Genomic DNA, 3826 nt, shown 5'->3' with positions numbered 1-3826 from the left:
AAGGGAGGGTTACACTTGGCGGTTTCTCAGTTTCTATGCCCGGTGGAATCAAAATAGATGGGCATGTAGAATAAAAACTCAACAAGGCACTTAAACGTAACTAAAACAGTGGGTTACGTTACATTTCGCTACACATTTTAACCCACAATTTTAGTCCGCTTAGTGCGGCGTTACATGTTTAATGGAGAATAGATTTTTGGCTGGCAAATTAGATAAAGTAGACAAGGCTTTTCATTTTTTTTCTGATAAGCATAACTTGAAGAGTGATTTTTCGCTTATAGAAATAGAAAAGGCTACTGGGTGGGGGGCTTCAACAGTCAAAACTTACGTTACAAAACGTTGGGGGAGCTTTTTTAATAAAGTCCAATAAACTTTATTCCGTAGACAAAATTTTTATTAAATTCAACCTTAATACATTTAGGCAACACCACAGCCAAAAAGAACAAGTTAACAAGTGTTTTTATCTACTTTTGGTTGATAAGGCGGTTACGGCAAGTGTTTCTGCAATTGAAATTTATAACAAACCCGATTTTAAATTTAGGGAAGAAACATTTTCTATTCTTATGATTAATGCATGGGAGTTATTACTTAAAGCAAAAATTTTAGCTAATAATAATGATGATAAAGACAGTATATGTTTCAAGAAATCAGGTGAAATAGTTAAAACAAAATCTGGCAATGCAAAAACTATAACAATTTCAAGAGCCATAAATTTACTTGAGGCTTCAGGTGAATTAAATAATGTTGTTTCTGATAGTGTAAAACTTCTTATTGAAATAAGAGACGAATCGGTACATTTTATTCACAATGATTTGCAGTTAGCTAGCAAAATTCAAGCAATAGGAACGGCTTCATTAAGAAACTTTATGACATTAGCTATGGATTGGTTTGGGTTCGATTTTAAAAAATATAATTTCTACTTGATGCCAGTTTCATTTTTTCATTTATCTGATATTGAAAGTTTTAGTGTAGACAAGAATTCTAGAACCAACTTATTGAAACATTTGAGTAAAATAGAAAAAGTTCATGAACATGATGATGATCCTCAATTTAGTATTTCATTAAGGTTAGAAACAAAACTTGTCAAAACATCTTCTGATGAAGCTGTTAATGTACGATTAACAAACGATCCCAATGCCCCTAAAATTCAAATATCAGAAGAAGACATTTTTAAAAACTACCCGTACACTTATAGTGGACTGTGTAAATTATTAAGAGAGCGGTATATAGATTTTAAACAAAATAAAGAATTTAATGCAAAGAAGTGGGAGCTGGAATTGCAGGGAGAAAAATTTTGCAGAGAAAGGCGGTTAGAACCAAATAACCCCAAAAGTTTATATAAAATATTTTACCATAATAGAATTGTGGAAGAGTTCGATAAATATTATACAAAGAAATAAATATACTCATCCCACACATGTAACAAGGCAATCAAATCGGACGCATAACGGTTGTCGCGATTTTTATTGCGGCGTTAACTCATAGAAATTTTAATCCTAAATTCACGAATTAGATTTAGAGATCTAACTCGGAATTGTCCAAAAGCTTGTTAGGTCGTTTGAGGTTTTTGCCACGAGAAAGCGAACCCAATAGGGTTCGCTAGTTGGTTATTATTGTGCGTCAGCAGCAATAATGAGATCAGACCAATATTGCTCAGCAGCCTCATAGTAATAGTTCGGATGTATCCCAAAAATACTGATGAATTCGTTGCTGAATAGCCCACAAAAAGCGGCAATATCCTCTATGTATATCAATAACATCATGTATGCATCAATACCTGTCAGATATTGACTCTCAAGCTCTGCATGCTCTTCAAGTAGCGACTTGCTGATACTGATACCTATGATTTGGCCTGCTACATTTCGATGTAAATAAATGTAGTTATTAAAGCTCAGTTGAATCTCATCGTTCTCAATTTGATGGTCTGCCAGCAGTAATACTGTGCTGTGATCATCCCATTGACTTTTTGATTGACGTTTATAGACCCTAATAAGCTGTGTTTCTGACTTTTTCATAGTAATTCCTAGTCGTTGATGTCCTTATCAATAACTAGGATTTAGTAAGGGAAATTATTCACTATCTAACAACTGGGTTACAAAATTTATAGCCAATTGAACTTCTAAATTATGAAAGCCTTCTTTAATCAATTTTTGCTTAAGTTGAAAGACTAAGAAATCTTTCTCTACAAAATTGTCATATTCAGAGATGTCATTGAATGAGTGCTCTGCTTTTACCACACTGGCTATTCGATTAAGTAGCATAAGAAGATTGTCGGTCTTTTTGATAAGTTCAAAGTTAGTTTTCATTTGTGTTTCCTATTAATGTAAGAACGGTCTTCATTAACTAGAAACAACACAGGCGAAATCATGGTATTTTAAACTTTTATTCCCCAAGGTTTACTCAAATCAGTGATAGAGCAGCTGTTTAAACTGTACTATTTGTGTGGCCCACTAATCTACAGTCATACAAAACTGTATGAGTAAATCATGAGCGCTAACTCATGATAACTACATGTAGATAAAATCTTTCCTTGGTTCTTTTATTTAAAATCATCTTGCTGTAGTTGTCTAAATTTATTAGCAAATTTTTTTGTCACTTCTGCAATCATCTCATCAAAAATAGTCTTTCTTATAGAATCACCTTGTTGTATTATTTGACCATTTTTATCGACAATGACTAGTTCAAAGCCTTCACCAATTAGTAGTTCATTATTCGTTGCAGATATGATGCTTTGAAGTTCAATCATTTTTCGTCCAAATTTATTCAGTGGACTCTTATTTAATCTCATAAATAAAAATTAAATAAATTTTGATTATGCCTCATCAACCGCCTTGCTTTGTTTAAAGTAAGACCTGTTTGAAGTGGCATAATTAATTTGAACTCGAGATTTAATATCTAGGCGACAATGTGTGCTTGTTGATTTGGGCTGGTTGAGTGTAACTTAGATCAATAATGTCCAAGCATAAAAAAGATAGACTAAGTGAAGTCGCGTCCTATCCCTAAATATTTATCAATGTACGTGAGTAAAATCAGGTGTTTAGTAACAACACTTCAGTGGGGGCGGGTCAGTAATGACCCGCTCTACCACGATTAACTTCAGGAGTTCTAGGTGAAATTAGATAACAATACTTTAGAGTATTTTAAAGCTATCAATGACGGCTGTAATACGATTGAGTTTACATATGACAAAAAAAATAGCCTCTAAATCCCGTTCCACAGGATGCTACAAAAGCGGTATTTAAGCAGAAGCGTTTTAAAGGTAAGCAGGGGTTAGCGAATTCTAACCAAAAGAAAATCGAACATTTAAAGAAAAAGTTTGGTGACAATTTTAATCCTGAATATGACAAATTGAGTTTGCCTCAAAAATTTGAGCCGACCGACTTGCCGTTTATACAGCTTGAAAGTCAAGAGACTAAAAAACGAGAAGGCGGGCGAGGGCTTTTTCAGATTTTTGTTGAAAAGCTTGAACCTGAAAGTGAACAACAAGCTGAATATGATTGTTATGGGCTTGCTTTGAATAAAGCAGCCACTGTTCCATGGTTTTAATTTAAGTGAAATTTAACATCAGCGGATGTTAATCAATTTAGGGTATTTTAAAAATCAAAATACCCTAAATTCACGCTCTTTTAAAAAATTGTTAATAAACAAGTGGTTACAGGGTGAATAAAAGTTTGGGTAAAAATGACAAAAATTAAATTAACGCTATGATGTAACTTATTTTTTTGTTAAATTCGCATTGTTCACTGCCGCACAGGCAGCTTAGAAAAGTAAGGCCAGAGCTTGCAATAAGAGAGTTTTGTTCACTGCCGCACAGGCAGCTTAGAAA

At 33.6% G+C, this 3826-nt stretch carries 5 protein-coding genes and 1 pseudogene; 3 read left to right on the top strand and 3 right to left on the bottom strand.

Features of this window, described 5'->3' with window-relative positions; all coding sequences use genetic code 11:
* The first annotated feature begins 181 nt into the window (after positions 1 to 181).
* Entirely contained in the window at positions 182 to 370 is a 189-nt protein-coding gene (locus tag AB4140_RS19100) for a hypothetical protein (protein WP_372002223.1), read from the top strand.
* A gap of 100 nt (positions 371 to 470) precedes the next feature.
* The gene (locus AB4140_RS19095; RefSeq protein ID WP_372002221.1) at positions 471 to 1400 is read left to right on the top strand and encodes a DUF3644 domain-containing protein; all 930 of its coding nucleotides are present in this window, start codon (positions 471 to 473) and stop codon (positions 1398 to 1400) included.
* Between the two features lie 210 nt (positions 1401 to 1610).
* On the opposite strand, the gene AB4140_RS19090 is transcribed toward AB4140_RS19095, so the two are convergent.
* From AB4140_RS19090 to AB4140_RS19080, 3 genes are all read right to left on the bottom strand, one after another.
* Positions 1611 to 2015, bottom strand: a complete 405-nt coding sequence (locus AB4140_RS19090; RefSeq protein ID WP_372002219.1) for a hypothetical protein — start codon at positions 2013 to 2015, stop codon at positions 1611 to 1613.
* Between the two features lie 54 nt (positions 2016 to 2069).
* Positions 2070 to 2306, bottom strand: coding sequence for a hypothetical protein (locus AB4140_RS19085; RefSeq protein ID WP_102530765.1), 237 nt, complete (start codon positions 2304 to 2306; stop codon positions 2070 to 2072).
* 233 nt (positions 2307 to 2539) lie between these two features.
* Positions 2540 to 2746 carry a hypothetical protein gene (locus AB4140_RS19080; RefSeq protein ID WP_372002217.1) on the bottom strand — a complete coding sequence of 69 codons (207 nt, stop codon included), beginning with the start codon at positions 2744 to 2746 and terminating at the stop codon, positions 2540 to 2542.
* A gap of 470 nt (positions 2747 to 3216) precedes the next feature.
* On the opposite strand from AB4140_RS19080, the pseudogene AB4140_RS19075 reads away from it, so the two are divergent.
* Positions 3217 to 3546, top strand: a pseudogene (locus AB4140_RS19075) (type I-F CRISPR-associated endoribonuclease Cas6/Csy4); the annotation flags it as partial.
* Positions 3547 to 3826: the final 280 nt, after the last annotated feature.

Origin of the sequence: Shewanella sp. 10N.286.51.B2 (assembly GCF_041469265.1) — a bacterium.
GTDB lineage: Bacteria > Pseudomonadota > Gammaproteobacteria > Enterobacterales > Shewanellaceae > Shewanella.
Note: the sequence above shows the minus strand (reverse complement) of the source record. Positions and strands in the feature narration are given on the sequence as shown.

Coding starts and splice junctions, on each gene's coding strand:
- AB4140_RS19100 (WP_372002223.1), top strand. CDS start 182: ATGGAGAATAGATTTTTGGCTGGCAAATTAGATAAAGTAGACAAGGCT.
- AB4140_RS19090 (WP_372002219.1), bottom strand. CDS start 2,015: ATGAAAAAGTCAGAAACACAGCTTATTAGGGTCTATAAACGTCAATCA.
- AB4140_RS19085 (WP_102530765.1), bottom strand. CDS start 2,306: ATGAAAACTAACTTTGAACTTATCAAAAAGACCGACAATCTTCTTATG.
- AB4140_RS19080 (WP_372002217.1), bottom strand. CDS start 2,746: ATGATTGAACTTCAAAGCATCATATCTGCAACGAATAATGAACTACTA.